General features: G+C 41.3%; 16 protein-coding genes and 1 riboswitch. Of the genes, 2 read left to right on the forward strand and 14 right to left on the reverse strand.

Annotated elements, in window-relative coordinates:
* Nucleotides 1–41: 41 nt before the first annotated feature.
* From yidC to IHV09_RS18415, 9 genes are all read right to left on the reverse strand, one after another.
* Complete coding sequence (gene yidC, locus IHV09_RS18375; RefSeq protein ID WP_197265165.1) at nucleotides 42–791, reverse strand: membrane protein insertase YidC; 750 nt, start codon at nucleotides 789–791, stop codon at nucleotides 42–44.
* Between the two features lie 28 nt (nucleotides 792–819).
* Nucleotides 820–1,101, reverse strand: a complete 282-nt coding sequence (locus tag IHV09_RS18380; RefSeq protein ID WP_197128343.1) for a hypothetical protein — start codon at nucleotides 1,099–1,101, stop codon at nucleotides 820–822.
* A gap of 38 nt (nucleotides 1,102–1,139) precedes the next feature.
* Nucleotides 1,140–2,156 (reverse strand): MoeB/ThiF family adenylyltransferase, encoded by a 1,017-nt coding sequence (locus tag IHV09_RS18385; RefSeq protein ID WP_197265166.1) that lies wholly within the window; start codon nucleotides 2,154–2,156, stop codon nucleotides 1,140–1,142.
* Nucleotides 2,153–2,920, reverse strand: a complete 768-nt coding sequence (locus IHV09_RS18390) for a thiazole synthase (protein ID WP_137791075.1) — start codon at nucleotides 2,918–2,920, stop codon at nucleotides 2,153–2,155. Before IHV09_RS18390 ends, IHV09_RS18385 begins: the two co-directional genes overlap by 4 nt.
* A 4-nt stretch (nucleotides 2,921–2,924) precedes the next feature.
* Nucleotides 2,925–3,119 (reverse strand): sulfur carrier protein ThiS, encoded by a 195-nt coding sequence (gene thiS / locus IHV09_RS18395; RefSeq protein WP_231618404.1) that lies wholly within the window; start codon nucleotides 3,117–3,119, stop codon nucleotides 2,925–2,927.
* Nucleotides 3,120–3,124: 5 nt separating this feature from the next.
* Entirely contained in the window at nucleotides 3,125–4,192 is a 1,068-nt protein-coding gene (gene thiO, locus IHV09_RS18400) for a glycine oxidase ThiO (protein WP_197265167.1), read from the reverse strand.
* A complete protein-coding gene (gene tenI / locus IHV09_RS18405) occupies nucleotides 4,176–4,796 on the reverse strand; it encodes a thiazole tautomerase TenI (RefSeq protein ID WP_197128338.1) in 621 nt (206 codons plus the stop codon). Before tenI ends, thiO begins: the two co-directional genes overlap by 17 nt.
* 69 nt (nucleotides 4,797–4,865) lie before the next feature.
* Nucleotides 4,866–4,972: riboswitch (TPP riboswitch) on the reverse strand.
* A gap of 115 nt (nucleotides 4,973–5,087) precedes the next feature.
* A complete protein-coding gene (locus IHV09_RS18410; RefSeq protein ID WP_197265168.1) occupies nucleotides 5,088–7,412 on the reverse strand; it encodes an Ig-like domain-containing protein in 2,325 nt (774 codons plus the stop codon).
* 167 nt (nucleotides 7,413–7,579) lie between these two features.
* Nucleotides 7,580–8,878 (reverse strand): YjiH family protein, encoded by a 1,299-nt coding sequence (locus IHV09_RS18415; protein ID WP_197265169.1) that lies wholly within the window; start codon nucleotides 8,876–8,878, stop codon nucleotides 7,580–7,582.
* Between the two features lie 201 nt (nucleotides 8,879–9,079).
* On the opposite strand from IHV09_RS18415, the gene IHV09_RS18420 reads away from it, so the two are divergent.
* Together IHV09_RS18420 and IHV09_RS18425 are read left to right on the forward strand one after the other, a co-directional pair.
* Nucleotides 9,080–9,349: a hypothetical protein gene (locus tag IHV09_RS18420; RefSeq protein WP_197190132.1), complete on the forward strand. Its 270-nt coding sequence runs from the start codon at nucleotides 9,080–9,082 to the stop codon at nucleotides 9,347–9,349.
* Between the two features lie 123 nt (nucleotides 9,350–9,472).
* Nucleotides 9,473–9,658, forward strand: coding sequence for a hypothetical protein (locus tag IHV09_RS18425; protein WP_197265170.1), 186 nt, complete (start codon nucleotides 9,473–9,475; stop codon nucleotides 9,656–9,658).
* A 33-nt stretch (nucleotides 9,659–9,691) separates the two neighbouring features.
* Here the strand turns inward: IHV09_RS18425 and IHV09_RS18430 are convergent, their stop codons facing one another.
* Genes IHV09_RS18430 through IHV09_RS18450 form a run of 5 tightly spaced genes read right to left on the reverse strand, consistent with a single transcriptional unit; the run spans nucleotide 9,692 to nucleotide 15,424 of the window.
* A complete protein-coding gene (locus tag IHV09_RS18430) occupies nucleotides 9,692–10,981 on the reverse strand; it encodes a serine hydrolase (protein ID WP_197265171.1) in 1,290 nt (429 codons plus the stop codon).
* A 33-nt stretch (nucleotides 10,982–11,014) separates the two neighbouring features.
* Nucleotides 11,015–12,208 (reverse strand): phosphopentomutase, encoded by a 1,194-nt coding sequence (locus IHV09_RS18435; RefSeq protein ID WP_197190136.1) that lies wholly within the window; start codon nucleotides 12,206–12,208, stop codon nucleotides 11,015–11,017.
* A gap of 3 nt (nucleotides 12,209–12,211) precedes the next feature.
* On the reverse strand, nucleotides 12,212–13,375 hold the full coding sequence (locus IHV09_RS18440; RefSeq protein WP_197190137.1) for a YhfX family PLP-dependent enzyme: 1,164 nt from the start codon (nucleotides 13,373–13,375) through the stop codon (nucleotides 12,212–12,214).
* A gap of 7 nt (nucleotides 13,376–13,382) precedes the next feature.
* Nucleotides 13,383–14,495, reverse strand: a complete 1,113-nt coding sequence (locus IHV09_RS18445) for an aminotransferase class V-fold PLP-dependent enzyme (protein WP_197190138.1) — start codon at nucleotides 14,493–14,495, stop codon at nucleotides 13,383–13,385.
* Nucleotides 14,492–15,424, reverse strand: a complete 933-nt coding sequence (locus IHV09_RS18450) for a phosphotriesterase family protein (RefSeq protein WP_197190139.1) — start codon at nucleotides 15,422–15,424, stop codon at nucleotides 14,492–14,494. The genes IHV09_RS18445 and IHV09_RS18450 overlap by 4 nt, the downstream gene beginning before the upstream one ends.
* Nucleotides 15,425–15,434: the final 10 nt, after the last annotated feature.

A 15,434-nucleotide genomic window follows, 5' to 3' on the forward strand; every position in this document is an offset into this window, starting at 1 on the left:
AAAAAACGACCAGAGATTAAAAAAATCTGGTCGTTTTCTTATTACAAGCTAGCAGAAGCCGTTTTCTTCTTCCGTTTCTGCAGCACCACATTTTGAATCGTTAAAAACACATTCCCGACCATCCAATAAAGAGGCAGAACGGCAGCAAGCTTCCATGCCGAAAATAGGATAACGATCGGCATCACGTAACCCATCATTTTGATTTGCGGATTTGAAGCAGCAAGCTCCGTTGTACTCATTTTATATTGGATAAACGTTGTTAAAGCCGCTAATACCGGAAGCAGATGCAGAGGATCTGCTGTGCCTAAGTTAAACCAAAGAAAGTTGTGCAATGCGATCTCTTTCGTTTTGATGATTGCATAATAAAACGCAAACAGAATCGGCATCTGAATCAAGAGGGGCAAACACCCCATCGATAACGGGTTAACTTCATGTTTTTTATAAACAGCCATCAGTTCATTCTGTAATTGCAGTTGAGATTCTCGATCTTTCCCCGTGTGTTTTTCACGAAGCTGTTGAATCTCCGGCTGAATTTCCTTCATCTTTTCCTGATTTTTCGTTTGTTTTAACGTTAACGGCATGATCAGGAATCGTATCACAATCGTCAAGAGGATGATCGCAATCCCATAGCTATCGTTAAACAGATACGCCACATATTGAATGAGCTTTGAAAACGGGTAGATGAAAAAATGGTTCCACACACCTGGGCTTTCTGCTGTAATCGGTGTGTTATTGCACCCGGATAATAGAAAAATCGCTAGCAATGAAAGAATGGATATATATTTCTTCAAATTTGTTCCTCCTTGTTTTTAAAAAAATCTAAGCAAACAAGGAGTAAACGTGCCCTTCTTTATCATCTGGCGTTTCTTTTCTAAACATTGTCCGTGCGATCTCGTCTCGAATGAAGCAATAGTTTTGAACGAGGTGAGAGTCGGTCATTCTCTTCTCGTAACATAGCCTGTCCTGCTTCACATGGTGATTTGATCTATGAACAAGAGATCGATGAACGACCGAAAGCTGCTTAGCTATAATGAACGTTAGTGCGATACTAATGGATAAAACTAATGCGTCCGTTTGATACAGCAGATCAAAAAACTCCATAAATCAAATCACCTCCTATACTTCATTATACAAAATTCTTACCCTATAAATCTATGATACAGAGATTTCGCTTCTGTCGTATTCTTCGTTCCATGAACAAGTGCACGTCCATCTTTAAAAAGAACGAGGCGGTGACTGCCACTTTGAAGCTCCAGTAAATAAGGATTACAGCGAACGTCACCATGTGGCAATAATCTTTTCTCCATCTCTTGTAAATCAATTTCAACAGCATGAGCGGGACGGATTTGAACAGTATCCCGACCGCAAAGAACAGCTGTTTTTAATGCAGCGCCTTTTTCTAAATAAGGATATGTTGGGTTAGCTCCGCAAGATGGACAATCTACCTTCTTCGCTTTTCCTATCCCTAATTGAACGTGCTGATTGGTCCACGTATCAAATGTTACGATCTTTTTCCTGATAGATGCATAGTCTTCAACTAAAATCTTTAACGCCTCGGCTGTTTGATAAGCGGTGACCATCTGTACAGCTGGAGAGATAATTCCTGCTGTATCGCATGTTTGTCCGTTCGCCGGAATCTTATCAAGCAAACAGTTCAAACACGGTCCATCTCCAGGTAAAATCGTGTAAGAAATTCCGTAGCTTCCAACACACGCTCCATAAATCCACGGAACTTTATATTTCTGCGCCAAATCGTTAATCAACAACCGCGTCTCAAAATTATCGGTCGCATCCATGATCAGATCGATACCCGAGATCAGTTCTTCTGCTTCCTCAATCCCCATGTCCATCACATGTGCCTGAATTTCTACTTCAGAATTAATCTGATTCAATCTGTTTTTTGCAGCGACTACTTTTGGCAGCTGTTTTCTTGCATCTTCTTCCGAATAGAGCTGCTGACGCTGAAGGTTCGTCCAATCCACGTAATCGCGGTCAACAAGAACAATCCGTTTTACCCCTGCACGAGTAAGAGCTTCAGCGCTTCCTGCTCCAAGGGCACCTGCTCCAACGATGAGCACGCTTTTTGTTCGAATTTTTGATTGCCCTTCTATACCGATCGGGCTAAATAATTCCTGTCTTGAATAACGCTCATTCACTTCACACTCAACCCTTCTAAAGGACTGCTCGCTGTTGCCGTTTCTTTTCTCGGGATTCTTCCCGCTTCATACCCTAACTTTCCAGCTTCTACCGCCATTTTCATTGCAAGGGCCATCTTTACAGGATCCTTCGCACCCGCTACGGCTGTGTTTAATAGCACACCGTCTGCTCCGAGCTCCATCGCAATCATCGCGTCACTCGCACTACCGATCCCTGCATCAACTATAACCGGAACCTTCGTTTGCTCAATAATAAATTTTAAATAGAGCGGGTTAATAATTCCTTGCCCGGAACCGATTGGAGAAGCGGCAGGCATGATTGCATGTGAACCAAGCTCTTCTAATCGTCTCGCGAGGACCACATCATCTGACGTATAAGGAAGCACGATGAACCCTTCTTTTAATAGCTCTTCTGTGGCTTTAAGCGTTTCCACTGGATCCGGCAACAGCGTTTTGTCGCATCCGATGACTTCTACTTTTACCATATCACATAATCCCGATGCTTTCGCCAGTTTTGCAATGCGTACCGCTTCTGCTGCCGTTTTCGCACCTGCTGTGTTCGGTAACAATGTGTATTTTTTCAGATCAAGCATCTCTAAAAAGTTTGGTTGGCTTTCTTCAAAGATGTTCATTCTACGAACTGCAAACGTCAAAATCTCAGAACCAGAAGCTTCTACCGCTTCTTTTTGTGTTTTAAAGTCCGGGTATTTGCCTGTACCTAAAAGTAATCGAGATGAAAAGGAATAGTGTCCAATGTTTAACATACAATCAACCTCCGCCAACAAATCGAACAAGTTCGATCTTGTCGTTTTCTTTTATTTGAGTTTCACTTTGTTTTTGATTATTGATGATCTCTTCGTTTACTTCCGCAATCACCACTTGGTCATGTAAGTTAAGGTGCTTCAGCAGATCTGTGATCGACTGCAAAGAATTTGGCACCATGACCGCTTCTCCATTTATCATAAGTTTCACGAATGATATACCTCGCTTTCAATATGGTCAGCAATCCTTTTTCCAGTTATAGCGGAAAGCAGAATGCCGTTTCGATAGTGCCCCGTTGCAAGAATGAGCCCCTCTTTATGTGGAGAAGGACCGATATAGGGTTGACCGGATAGCGTTTGGGGCCTGATGCCTCCCCATGCTTTTTCAAAATGAGCACCACTTAGTTCAGGAACGATTTGTTTTGCCTTCTCCATCAATTCAAATAGACCTGAAAATGTAACCTCTTCATTAAAGACGTGTGATGTACTTGTCGCGCCAACAAAAATTCGATCTTCTCGCTTTGGAACGAGGTAACAATTTTTGTATTTTACCGTACCTGTGAGTAGTAGACGCTGTGTTTTAAAGGAAAGACATTCCCCTTTTACAGGCACCATTTTTAGTGAAGGCTCGATATCTGAGCTCCACACCCCACAAGCTACTATGACGGAATCAGCATGAAACGTTTCCTTCGTTGTTACGACACCTGTGACTCTGTTGTTGGTTTGGAGAAGCCTAACCACTTCGGTATGCTCTTTTATCTCGGCACCGAGAATTTTTGCGGACTGATATAGGGCTCGAGTAAGCTTAACAGGTGACACTTGAGCATCTTTTTCAAAATAGAGAGCTCCCTTTACAAGTGAGGATAATGCGGGTTCTTTTATGATCAGTTCTTCAGCTGAAAGCCAGAAAACCTCTTCATCTTGATCTCGACGCTTGGCCGCTTCTCTTTTTAAATCATCCGCTTCTTCCTCTGTAAACGCGAGTTCATAAATCCCCTTCTGGATCAGTTCAATGTCTATCCCACAAACATCGAAAAGCTCCTGTGATAAAGGGGTAAAAGAGTCCCGACTTTCTTTTGCGAGCAGATAGAGTGGATGATTGGTCTCAAACTCCATCTCTGCACCGAGCATGCCAGCTGCAGCACTTGAAGCCCTGCTCCCAATTGTTTCTTTTTCAAGAAGCAGCACACGTTTGTTTCGTTTACAAAGCTCATAGGCGATGGAACAGCCGATCACGCCGCCTCCAATAATGATGGCATCATACGTTGTGCGCATCCCACACCTCCAGTTGTTGTTTGTACAGCTTCACCGCTTTTAGTGGTGATTCCGCTTCTAAAATGCCTGACATTACGGCGATTCCAGATGCACCTGTTCCGATGACATTCCGTACGTTTTCTGGTGTAATGCCTCCGATCGCGATGACCGGAATTGTGATTTGATCTACCACACGTTGAAGCTGATCTAACCCTCTTGGCTCCGCATCACGTTTGGAAGAAGTCTTAAAAATATGACCATACATGATGAAGTCGGCGCCGTTTTGTTCAGCATCCTGTGCTTCTGAAACAGAATGGACAGAGCAGCCGAGCATCATTTCAGGCAGAGCTCTTCGCACTTGTGACACATCTAAACTGTGATGTGTCAGCTGAACACCTTTTATACCTGTACAAAGCGCTACATCCACCCGATCATTTGCGATAATTTTAGAGGGAGGCACTCCAGCTTTCTGCAGAAGATGGATAAGATGACTGAGTTCTTTCGCAGACTTTGTTTTTTCTCGTACATGCAGCGCCGTGATGTACGGATGAATGAGTTTCGCTATCTTAACCAACTCTTCATCACTTTGCCTTCCCGTAGTAATTACATGAAGCTGTTTTTCCACAATAAAAAACCACCTCCTTTATGTAGCAAAGAGGTGGTTTCACAGTTTTAAGAATTTATAGCGTAGTATCTGATCCACACACCACTTCCCTACGCTGGTTCTAACCAAATCAGGTTCCAAGGGTCTTAAAGTTCACTTTAATCTCAGCCTTAACAAAGGCACCCCTAGTGGTAATGATTATTTAATTTTATATACTACTATTCTATCGATAAAGGGCTTTCATAACAACCAGTTGCAGAAAATAAGGTACAAAAAAACCAGTCGAAGTAAAATACTCAGACTGGTATTTATCTATTTTCTAGCTTCCTTAATATAAATCTCTACCCTATCACTTTTGTTTTCGGCAGAATCTATTGCATTCAAAAACAAAACGGCATGATTTTTTTGTTTGATGAATCTCACTACAAAGCTTCCTTTTTCATCTGCTTTAGAGGAACCAATCACTTTTCCTACCTGATCGGTAACTGTAACAGTTGATTGAGGTTCTGCCATCCCTGCAATCATTTCCTTTGTCACTTTAACAATGGTTGGAGCTTTAGGCGCAGTTTTATCTGAAACTGTAATAGTTACAACTTTTGACTCGTTGCCCGCTGCATCAGCAGAACTTACTGTTAATAAAGTTCCTACTTTTTGTGATGGGATTTCAATGGTAAAAGCACCATCTTTTGTCGCCTGGCCTTTTGCCAACAACTCTCCACCTACTAAAACAGTAATTGTTGATAGCGGCTCTGCATTGCCCGTTATTATAGTAGTATTATCGCTAACTTCATTAACAAAAGGGATGCTTGGAGCAATCTTATCGTTGTTTACAAAAAGCTTACCAAATTCAGATGGATAGTCATCACTACTGTATGAATAATTCGCTTCGTTTCCGGCTAAATCTATAACTTTTATATTCTTTACAAACCAATCTCCATACTCAGCATCGTTAGGTATTGATATTGAGATGTGCATCAATCCGCTTTCATCCAAATAATCAGAGCTTCCTTTTAACATCTGAGTACCACTTGGACTCACTAATTCAACTTCTATATATGCTGGTACGGTTTGAGAATCTTCAGCGTAAATGGTAAGTTTTGCTTCTTCGTTACCTTTTACTTCTGGTGTATGGAAAATCACTTTATTAATTGTTGGAGGTGTAAAATCAAATTCCGTGTTTTCTACAGAAAACGTATCAAATGTAATTGGATAGTTTTCTGCTGTATACACATTATCTAAAACATTACCTGCAAAGTCTTTAGCGATAATTTTAGAAACTCTCCATTCACCTGGTTCAGTGTAAGGCGGAATTGTAAACTCCCCTAAAAAGATGCCTTCATCGTTAGGAAAAAGGGCTGTGCTCGTTTCTGCTTTACCGGTAGGGCTCGTCATGTAAATCTCAATACTTTCGATACCACTGTTATCGTCACTTGCCGCAACTCTTACTGTATTGGAATCTTCAGTAACCATTGAATCTTTTTCAAATGTTACACTTTCAATCATTGGTGCATTCACATCGTCGTTATCGTTTACAACCAAAAATGTATCAAATCCAACTGGATACTCTTCTTCATAAAACTGATGATCAACATTTCCTGCATTGTCCTGTGTGTATACATTCCATACTTTAAACGTTGAATTTTTCATATAAGATGGAACGACAAAATCGGCTGACCATGAACCCTCTTCATTTGGATAGATTCCATCTATATAAAGTCGTTGTCCCATTTCATTTCTCAATTCTACTGAAAGAAAGTTGATTCCAGAGACGTCATCTTCTGCTACAAGCTGAATGGTATTATCTTTGCCTGCTTCTACGCTTTCATTCACAAATTGAATGCTTGATACCGTTGGTGCTGTATTGTCAGGATTGTCATTTAACACTTGAATGGTGTCAAAGAATGTTGGGTATTCACCCATATAATCGTCCCAATTATACTGATTGCCTGCTGCATCACCAGCATATATCCAGTCCACTCTCCACTCACCAGGGTCTGTAAACTGCGGAATCCACCACGTTGCTTCAAATGTTCCATCTTCTGTTTTTATAAAATCAGTTACGTGATTGTTTCCTCGTCCAGTTGTATTATAAAGCCCAAGAGTTATCCATTCTACTTCTGTATCATCACTCGCTGTTACAGTAACCTTTGTAAAATCACCGGCTTGTACTTGTTCTTTTTCAAACGCAATTGCATCCACAGTTGGCGCTGTTACATCTACTTCTTGCACTTCATTTAATATAGTAAAGTCGTAATCTTCAGGGTGCTCTATTTGTTCACGTGTAAACGTACTACTGTTATAGCTGTCATCGTATAGATAAATACTTTGAAGCTGCCACGTACCTACGTCTTCTAAAGAAGTAGCTGTAAACTGTCCACTCCAATGGTCTGGACCCAATAATTCAATTACATGCTCTTCTCCCTGCGGAGACAGATACGTGAGACGCGCTTCCAGCATAAAATAGGCAGAATCAGGTGCATAAAGATCAAACCCAACCTGTTCGTTTATTTTTGCTTGTTGCGGACTTACTGATAAACTCTCATACCTCGGAAAGTCATCGTTTGCAAAACTAGTAAAAGGAAAAATGCTTAACACCAATACTGCCATTAAAAATAATGAACCTAATTTCCTTTTCAACTCTTTCTTCTCCCCATTCCATTCATATCACTGCTTCATTATCATACAATAACAACTGGGAAAATAAAGATATATTTTGATAATTTTAGAAAATAGTTCTAGATTACTAAATAACATAAAAAAGTGCTGCCGAAACACTTCAGCAGCACCCTTACGAATCTATTTTTTTATAGAAGCAGATAAGCCAGTGGAGTCGCTAGGATTAACGCCAGCACCGTGCGCTGGAACCAGATCAGCACAAGCTTCGGCACACTCACCGGAATTTCTGTAGACAACACACAAGGAATACTAGCTGAGAAAAACAGAATGGAAGCTACGGATACGACGCCGATTACGAATTTCGTTACAAGTGCCGCTTCAGCTACTAAGAGTGCAGGCAGGAACATTTCAGCAACCCCGATGGAAGCCGCTTTTGCCGCAAGCATAGCGTCGGGAAGCTGCAGCGCCCATGTGATCGGGTAGAAAACGTAACCCAGCCAGTCAAAGACAGGCGTGTATTCTGCCAACAAAAGGGCGATTAAACCGACACTCATAATGGAAGGCAATATACTCATCGCCATCAGAAAGCCATCTCTTAAATTAGACCAAATGTTAGTCAAGAATGCAGGGGCGTTCTGAGATGAATCCATCGCGTTTCGCCAAGCCGTTTGCAAGTATTTCTCATTCACCTCTTCTTCCGGCTGACCTTCCCCACCAGAATACGTATCATCCATTCTGCTTAACGGACGAAGTCTCACTGTGATTGCCGTTACTAAGAAAGTTACCACAAGCGTCGTCCAGAAGTAGGTGTTCCACATTTCCATCAGACCTAGCGTTTTTGCCACAATGATCATGAACGTTGCAGAAACGGTAGAGAAACCAGTTGCAATGATAGCTGCTTCTTTCACCGTATACTTTCCTTCTTTAAACACGCGGTTCGTGATGAGTAGACCGATCGAATAACTGCCGACAAATGAAGCGACGGCATCAACCGCTGACCTGCCCGGCGTTTTCCAGATAGGTCTCATGATCTTTTGCACGAGCACCCCAATAAACTCCATCAGACCATATCCTACAATAAAGGCAAGGAAGACAGCGCCGAGTGGAACGAGCAACCCAACAGGGATCACGAGTTTCTCAAATAAGAACGGTCCCATGTTCGGATCGCTTAACCAGCTCGGACCCCATTCAAAGTAAAGTAGGACAGCTGCAACGAGTCCCACAACTTTTAGCAATGAGAAGGTGGTCATGACTCGGTCTTTGTTCCACGTTTTTTTGTAGAACGGATAAACAGCACCGAGCAATATGACGAGCAATGCATAAAGCGGTACAGCTTCACCCGCTGTATCTCTCACCCATGTTACAAGATGATCGAGTGGGATCGATGACTTTCCTTTCACTGTGATCGGAATGAAGAACATGAAAATACCAACTGCACTGAACAAAAGAAATTTTAACGAATGAGACCAAGAACCTGCAGTTTTCATAACTTCCAACTCCCTTTCCGCTTGATAAGCCTGTGCTTGTCAGGCTCTCTCTACATCATATCGGGACAAAGTTCGAAATATGACGAGTCGTGCTTGTACAATTTTTATAGGTTATCTTCCCTTTTTGTGCCTTTATATGTCTGATGACAACGTGTCTAGGGAATAACAGTTACATAATCAAAAAACAGGAGTGTTGTGTGAATGAAGTATTTTATCAATGTGAACAAAAGTGTAGAAGAAGAGTATGGAAAGATGTTTGTATATGATCCTGCACGCAACAAGGAAAACGAAGACGAGCTAGAAGTGTTGAACAACTTGGACGAACAGGATCAAGGAAAGCCTTATATCTTTCCGAAGAGTTTTTTGTTGGAGGTTTCTGCTGAGGATTATGAGAGATATGCCGAGGCTAAAAGAGAAAACAAAAATATGGAAAGCTTGACCGAACAGATTTTGGAAAGGTATCGAAACTAAAGAAGAAGTAAAACGAGTATCGCAGAGAGTGCTTACTCGTTTTTTTATGGAGACATTAATTTCGAGTTAGAAAGGAAAAATATGTTAATATGTAGCTAGCAGTTAAGAAAAAGGAGGTAAGTAATGAACTGGGTAGTATTAAAAGATAAGATGACAGTAACCGGCTTTAGTCTAGCAATCATATTGAACGTAATGGCGATCCTTATCGCGTCTAAAAACAACAGTTTTTGGATCTCAACCATTGTCTTTTCATTCGTCATATTAATATTGAGTGTTCGAAGAGCTGATAGATTATACAGAGAAAGTTAAAGAGCCGCCAATGTTGGCAGCTCTTTATTTTTTCTATTTTGTAATGGACTCATAAACAATATTCGCAATCTCTTTAGATAAAGGTCCAGTACTATGGTAAGATCCATTCGGTTTTGGTCCGTTGTTTTGTTTATTAGTTAATAGGATAATCTGCAAGTTGTATTCCGGATCGAAAATAACTTGTGTTCCTGTAAACCCGGTATGTCCGAATGCTTTGTCAGAGTATAGGTCACCCATGTACCAGTTCTTCTGTCTTTCCCAGCCATAGCCTTGTCCAAATGCTTGTTCCGAAGTAAAATCTTCTATAACTTTTTCGTCATATAACTCCGTTTTCCCGTATGAACCGCCATTGAGCATAAGCTGTCCTAACTTCGCAAGGTCTTTAGCTGTTGAAAAGAGGCCGGCATGTCCTGCAACTCCGCCATTGCCATAGAAACTGTTGCCGTCGTTTACTTCACCAATCAGCGTGTAGTCTCTCCATCCAACAAATAAATCTGGACTCTCTTCCACATCATAACCGAAATCTGGATCATCAATCATTTTATATTCATAAGGATTACCCCAGGAAGTAGCCGCTATTTTCTTCTTGTTTACATAGTCAGGAGTAAACATCGTATGCTTCATTTTAAGAGGCTCATAGATTTCAGATTCAAGATACACATCAAGCTGTTGGCCTGTTATTTTTTCTATGATAAATCCTAGTGTCATAAAGCTAAAATCACTGTATCTTCTGTTTGTACCTGTTTCATATTCTAGAGGCAGCTGATTAATGTAATCAAGCACTCCTTCAGGTGTTTGAACAAAAAGATAGGTTGGATACCAAGGGGTCAGTCCAGATGTGTGTGTTAATAGATCTGCAACCGTAACATGTTCTTTCCCGTTTGCCCCAAACTCAGGAATATATTCTGTAACTTTATCATCGACAGACAGTTTGCCTTCACTTACGAGTTTCATGATCCCTTGAGTTGTGCCCATCACTTTTGTGACAGAGGCAAGATCAAACATCGTGTCTTTTTTCATAGGATTAGGCTTGTCCAATAACTCTCCCATGTCATACTTTTGTGCATATCCGTACGCTTTTTCTTTTACAATTTTACCGTCTTTTGCAATCAATAAAGTGGCGCCTGGTGTAATTCCGTCGGAGATGGCTTTTTCCACTGCTAGATCTACTTCTGACAACTTTTCTCCATCCATTCCAACTCGTTCAGGTGTTCCATAAGAAAGTTTAGTAGCTTTTGGCTGTGCATGACCTACATTCATGTTTCCTAATAAAGTTACAAAGCAAAGAGTGATAAACATCATAACTGATAACGTTTTTCTCATCTTAAGTCCTCCTGTATTTTAGTTAGGAATCTGTTAAGCTCTCATTACTTCTTTTAAAAAACTTGTACCATATTCAGGCTGAGGTACACCTGCCAGTTCTGCCATGGTGGCAGCAATATCAGCCATCGTACTTCTCACACCAAGATTAACGGGGTTTATCTTTTTTCCAACCACAAGAAGTGGTGTTTGTTCTCTTGTATGATTGGAATGTCCGATAGTCGGATCGTTTCCGTGATCGCCTGTGATCAAAAGAACATCCTCTTCATCCATCTCTTCAATAAACTCTCCGATAAATTGATCTGACACTTCCAAAACATCCTTATACCAGTTAACATCTTGTTTGTGACCAGCTAAATCTGTCTCTTGAACATTAACTAAAAGGACAGCATTATTCTCGGCTTTTCTGTGATATTCTCGAAATCTGTTTAAAACATCTCTCGTATCAACGACTGGATCCTTAAAACCGGATGCCTGGATAACATCGGCTGTTTTTCCGATGCGATACACCGGAACGTGATTGGCTTCAGCAATATACGGGAACTGCTTATGAAAATCTACACCAAACCCTAAATGCAGAACGTGGTAGCCTTCTCCGTAAACATTCGTTTTTGGGCTGTCTACTCCCCATTGGATGCCATTCTTTTCGGTTACTGCAGAAAGAATGTCCGCTATATCTGACTTTTTATTACCAAAGACAATCACCCTGCTCGTATCTACACAGCTTCTCACCATCCGTCCGATCTTGCTTGCTTCTTCAAACGTAATCTGATTAATATCACATACGACGTTGATAATATTACCTGGCGAAGACTCCAGGTTATCGCCTACGACAATACAGCCTTCAACGAGCAGTATGCTTGCACCCTCCATAGGATGTGAAACTTGGTAGCCCTCATCTTCAAGACTTTTTTTTATTTGATTCCCTGTGTCCTTCATAAATCTTTTTTGAGGAATCCCAGGTCTGCTTCCCATCAGCTCTTGATGACCCATATATGTGTCAGCACCATGATGAGCAAGGTTGTTTCTTCCATATGCTGCCTTAGGTTCACCTTGCTGATCAACAAGTCTGCACAAACCTAACTCATATAAAAATGGTATGTGCAACTTGGTCGCTTCTCTTAAATGTTTATAGGTATTCGCTTTCATGTCCTCGGGCTTTACTTCTGCACAGTCTTCCATTGCTCCAATACCAAACCCATCAAGTACTAACAGTGTAATTTTCCCCATGATTTACATCCCTCTTCTCTGAAAATAAACGACCTCTGGTGATTGGGAATCTACTCCTTTTACAAATGCAATATGGGCTCTTGTCACAAAAATCTGTGCGCGAAACGCATAGATTGCCGTATCGCCCACTTGCATATCTTGCTTTTTTCTCACACAGCCGTAGTAATCAATATTTTCAATAGAAACCTTTTGTATAGGAGTACTTTTCTCAAGAATGGAACTCTCGTTGTTTCCGTAAAGGACGTTTTCCATATTGGAGCGTGAATAGTAACCTCCCGCTATCGTGTAGGCATGATCCTTATCCATATGGGAAATTTCTGATACATAAACCATTGATGGAATCTCTATTTGATTTTCATCATAAGCATGCAGCGGTGTTGTTCCTGTTATGGCGTGGCCTGGCTCTCCGTGTGTAATGCCATGCTGTTTTAATAAAGGAATCGTATGGCAGCTGGTGGAACTTGGAGCGTTTAATTGCTTTACATTAATCCCGAGGTTTCCAAAAATCTCACTAGCTTTAAGAAGGGTATTTAAATTAGGCGTAAATTCATAATCTGTCTGGGATGTATTTAACTGCATAATCGGGAAGTTCGTTAAGCCTGTAATCTGGATTCCAGGCAATTTTTTTATTTCTCTAGCAGCACCTTCTAAATCAGCAAGTGGTATACCGCCAAATTGCCCCGGGTAGATAAGATCGTTTTCGCCAACTATTCGTAAAATCACGTCCTGTTTAAGACCAATTTTTTCTGCTTCCTGAGATAGCTGCACCGCTCTCTCATAAGAAAAGAGGGTGATGACTTCTGGCTGCATTTCAGTCAGTACACGCTTCCATTGATGTTTTCCAGGCTGAACAAGATGACCAATATTTCCGATCTTACAGTTGTGGTCAGTGAGGTTTTCCGCTTCATCAATATCCACAGCAACTGCTCGTTCAATCCCGTTTTTCTCTATGATTTTTCCAATAAAACCGCTTCTGCCAATCTGCTTAGTCATGTAATAAAGGCTGATGTCGTGCTCTTTTGCCGTCTCACTTAAGCTTTGAACATTGGATGAAAGGCTGTCCAAATCAATTACATATGTGTTAGGGGGGATTACACCACTCTGATGTAATTTCACTGCTGAACTTATCAATGCCGGGTTTCGTTTAGCGGTCATCTGTAAAAACATGCTGTGGTCAACCCCTTATCTCTGTAAACACTTCTTTTAAGATGCGAATAACAGTATCTGCAGAAGATTTCATTGGATTAATGCGTATTCCAGAATGCTTTAATTCAGGATTGCTCTCCATAAAACTCCCTGATACACGGTAAATCATCGGCAACAGCTCATACTTCGACTCTGCACCGACCGGATATGTAGCAGCTCCATATGCCGATGCCTTAGCGATCACCACTTGTGCAATCGGTTCTTCTAATTCCAGAATGACGTTCTTCGATTGTGAGTTCGTGATATAAGCTTCCCTCACTAGCGGCAGTTCGTTTTGGTTCAGCCTGCTACACAGTTGCTCAACTTGCTCGTTCTGAATGGCAAGCATAACTGGTGCAAACACCATACTGCGAAGTAGCTCATGCGCTTCATGGCCTTGAACCTGGCCGCCTCCAGAGTAGTTCTGCTGATGAATGTTTTTGATAAGATCACTCGAACCCAGAATAATTCCGATTCCTTCTGGCCCCATCAATTTATATCCAGAAAAAGTTGAAACATCCGCTCCGTATTCTACTCCAATTCCTTTCATTTTCATTGTGCAGTAGTTATCGTCCACGATCACACATAAGTCAGGACGCAGTTTCTTTACGGTTTGGATTACATTTTTTAAGGAATAAGTATCTGTCGGCTGCTGTCTCGCGTGCTGTACGTAAAAGACTTTCGATTCACGATCGCCCTCAAGTACTGTTTGAAGTTGTTTTTCATCGTTAAAATCTGCGGGGTTTTGTTTAAGCCCCATTAATCGAAAGGTATCTTTTGTCGTCGTATACATAGGAGCGGTATGTACGATGACCGAATCACCGGGTTCTACGACCATACTCAACGCAATTCGAATCGCACCTGTTCCACTTCCCCTAACTAAAGCACATGCTTCAGTGTTAAAAGTCGAGGCTAATACCTGTTCCACAAGAGCAGTCGTTTTCGGGCGATGATAGTCAGGGTGGAGTCCAACATCACCTGTTTCAAAGAAAGAGTTATGCTTGAATACCTTCGTGACATCATCAAGCAGTTTAAACTGCAGTTCTGTCGCTTCTTGTAATGTTAAATTCGGCAGTATGGAATCAGCATACTTTTGTGTCAACGTAAATCACCCTTCCTGCTGTGTATGCTAAATGCTTTTTGCGGGTTTTTAACAAGGAGTTTATTTATTACATCCTCTGTTACGCCTTCTCGTCGCAAAGCTGGTATAAACGCACGCAGCACCACATCATACCCCTGACCTCCGAAAGCACTTAAGTGTGACTTACGGGTTAGGTCGCTCGAAAGGAGGATTTGGTCTTCATATCCTTTTCCAATAAAAGCAATCAGTGATGCTAATCTGTCTTCGTCACTCCGATAGTTCGTTTTTCCGATGGTATCGAGTGCAACAAAAGCACCGCTTTCCAGTACTTCAAGAACGATCCCATCTGATGTGTTTAAATCTTGATGACCGATAATGACTTGATCTAACGGTAAGTTTTCTTTTTGAAACATCTCTACTTGTTCTAACGCACATGTACCTAGTGTCGTATGTGTAGATAAAGGAAGACCAGATTGTTTAGCTGCTTGAATCGCACCATGAAACATTTCAATTTCTATCGGCTTAAATTCGTTCAAGCTACTACCGATCTCCCCGATCACTCCTGGCTTAATCCCTGTACCTTCAATTCCCTCTTCGATCTCAGATATCATCCAGTCTGCAAGCTGTTCACGGTTCCACGTTAACCTTCCGTCAGGGATGAAAGGATCTTTATAACAACCGGTACTTGCCACGATATGCAGATTTAACCTTCTACTTATCTCCTGCAGTTTTGGCACATCACGGCCCATTCCATCATTCGTCACTTCAATGATTGATTGACCACCAAGCCTTTTAAAAAGTTGCAGATCATCAATTACAAGATCTAAATCTTGAAGTCTAGTATCTTCATCTTTTTTTATCCGGCTCAGATCAACATAAAGGTGTTCGTGACAAGCACAAACACCTAGTTGATCGGACGGAATCTTTCCTAAAACGGTTTGAACATACATATCACTTCTC

It is taken from the genome of Fictibacillus sp. 23RED33, assembly GCF_015903925.1.
GTDB classification, from domain to species: Bacteria; Bacillota; Bacilli; order Bacillales; family Fictibacillaceae; genus Fictibacillus; species Fictibacillus phosphorivorans.

Excerpts from the sequence above, each read along its gene's own strand:
- IHV09_RS18380 (WP_197128343.1), bottom strand. The coding sequence starts at position 1,101 with ATGGAGTTTTTTGATCTGCTGTATCAAACGGACGCATTAGTTTTATCC.
- IHV09_RS18390 (WP_137791075.1), bottom strand. The coding sequence starts at position 2,920 with ATGTTAAACATTGGACACTATTCCTTTTCATCTCGATTACTTTTAGGT.
- thiS (WP_231618404.1), bottom strand. The coding sequence starts at position 3,119 with ATGATAAATGGAGAAGCGGTCATGGTGCCAAATTCTTTGCAGTCGATC.
- thiO (WP_197265167.1), bottom strand. The coding sequence starts at position 4,192 with ATGCGCACAACGTATGATGCCATCATTATTGGAGGCGGCGTGATCGGC.
- IHV09_RS18415 (WP_197265169.1), bottom strand. The coding sequence starts at position 8,878 with ATGAAAACTGCAGGTTCTTGGTCTCATTCGTTAAAATTTCTTTTGTTC.
- IHV09_RS18420 (WP_197190132.1), top strand. The coding sequence starts at position 9,080 with ATGAAGTATTTTATCAATGTGAACAAAAGTGTAGAAGAAGAGTATGGA.
- IHV09_RS18425 (WP_197265170.1), top strand. The coding sequence starts at position 9,473 with ATGAACTGGGTAGTATTAAAAGATAAGATGACAGTAACCGGCTTTAGT.
- IHV09_RS18430 (WP_197265171.1), bottom strand. The coding sequence starts at position 10,981 with ATGAGAAAAACGTTATCAGTTATGATGTTTATCACTCTTTGCTTTGTA.
- IHV09_RS18435 (WP_197190136.1), bottom strand. The coding sequence starts at position 12,208 with ATGGGGAAAATTACACTGTTAGTACTTGATGGGTTTGGTATTGGAGCA.
- IHV09_RS18440 (WP_197190137.1), bottom strand. The coding sequence starts at position 13,375 with ATGTTTTTACAGATGACCGCTAAACGAAACCCGGCATTGATAAGTTCA.
- IHV09_RS18450 (WP_197190139.1), bottom strand. The coding sequence starts at position 15,424 with ATGTATGTTCAAACCGTTTTAGGAAAGATTCCGTCCGATCAACTAGGT.